This is a genomic window from Microvirga tunisiensis, from assembly GCF_009296175.1.
Lineage (GTDB): Bacteria > Pseudomonadota > Alphaproteobacteria > Rhizobiales > Beijerinckiaceae > Microvirga > Microvirga tunisiensis.
Map to the genome: position 1 here is coordinate 1 of NZ_VOSK01000789.1, position 1,234 is coordinate 1,234.

Below are 1,234 nucleotides of genomic sequence, written 5' to 3' on the forward strand. Positions count from 1 at the left end.
CTGTCGTTCTTCGACTATCTTGGCGACCGGCTCGGCCTGAATGGGGATCAGCCGAGAATTCCGCCCCTTGCCGACCTCGTCATCCGGTCAGCCTAAGGCCCACCGTCCCCCAAACTGCCCCGATGACGGTCAGAACATGCAAATGCTTACGCTTCAGCGCATAAGCTAAGCTATTGAGTTAGAACACCAAGAGTTCAACAACAGGAGATAAACCGAAAATAGCTACGGTCTGTTGGGCGGATGCGCGCTGTTTTGCTGGATGGCATCGCGAGCTGCCTCATTGGGGGATCTGATCGCGGGCACCTATGCCTACCCTCCACCGTGAGCCAATTCGCTAAAGCCCTTGTTTTCAAAGCACTTTCGGAGATTCTCGGGAAGCCCTTCCCTCCCCTACTGGTTAACAAAACGGCTTGAAAGACGTCTTCAAACGATCGTTTTCTCATCACTTGCGTAAGTGTACAAACCGCCTCTGAGACGGCCTGCAGCGGCGAAAATGCCCTGGAGCGAGGCCCCTCGCCTCACTTGCGCCCCACCTGCGCGGCATCGCCGGGACGATCACCCGGTGGAACGGCTTCACCGCAGTAAGGTACAGCCGCCCGAGACGGTTCCTAGTGTGCACGAAGGTTGTGGCGGTGACCCGCTGCCGCCTCCTCTCCGGTGCGACCTCGACCACCCGGAAATCGAGGTGGGCGTCGTCGAACCCATCACCACCTGGTCCGGCGAGGCGCTCACGACTGGGAAGATCCCGATCCGCTCCGACACCGCCGATGCGCCGCGCTTGAGCCGAATGGAGCGATGGCGAAGTTGCGCAGCACGAGGAGGCCCCACCCACCGCAGCCGCCGCCCGACCATCCGCCGCGCCGCCTCAAGGGCGTCCAAGGGTTCGGCGACCTGGATGGAGTAGGCATCGGTGAAGCCGCATCAGAAGAGAAGTATCGCCGGCAATCGGCGGAGCGCCGCGTCGATTGATTTTTGATCCTCCGGGTTGCGAGGGAAGCCCGTCGGGCACTCTAGTACTACAGCCGGGCCTTGCGTCGGCGTCGGGTGCGTTTGCGCCAGTGGCATTCGCGCGCCCGCTGCTGATGGCGCCGGCGCCACACCGACCAGTGCTCGACGGCCTCAACCGAAGGCGGCCGCTCCCACACCAGATGCCAGAGCAGACGGCGCACTTCCGGCACGGTGAGCGGCAACAGCCCCGCGGCGCGTCTGACGGGCGTCTCTCCCCCCGATGGCG

2 protein-coding genes and 1 pseudogene are annotated in these 1,234 nt (G+C 63.0%); 1 reads left to right on the forward strand and 2 read right to left on the reverse strand.

Annotation, left to right across the window (positions count from 1 at the left end):
• Positions 1-442: 442 nt before the first annotated feature.
• On the reverse strand, positions 443-673 hold the full coding sequence (locus FS320_RS49480) for a DUF2867 domain-containing protein (protein WP_338105713.1): 231 nt from the start codon (positions 671-673) through the stop codon (positions 443-445).
• On the opposite strand from FS320_RS49480, the gene FS320_RS49485 reads away from it, so the two are divergent.
• On the forward strand, positions 563-904 hold the full coding sequence (locus FS320_RS49485; protein WP_244627773.1) for a hypothetical protein: 342 nt from the start codon (positions 563-565) through the stop codon (positions 902-904). The two genes, FS320_RS49480 and FS320_RS49485, sit on opposite strands and share 111 nt — an antisense overlap.
• A gap of 112 nt (positions 905-1,016) precedes the next feature.
• On the opposite strand, the pseudogene FS320_RS47435 reads toward FS320_RS49485, so the two are convergent.
• Positions 1,017-1,234, reverse strand: a pseudogene (locus tag FS320_RS47435) (hypothetical protein); the annotation flags it as partial.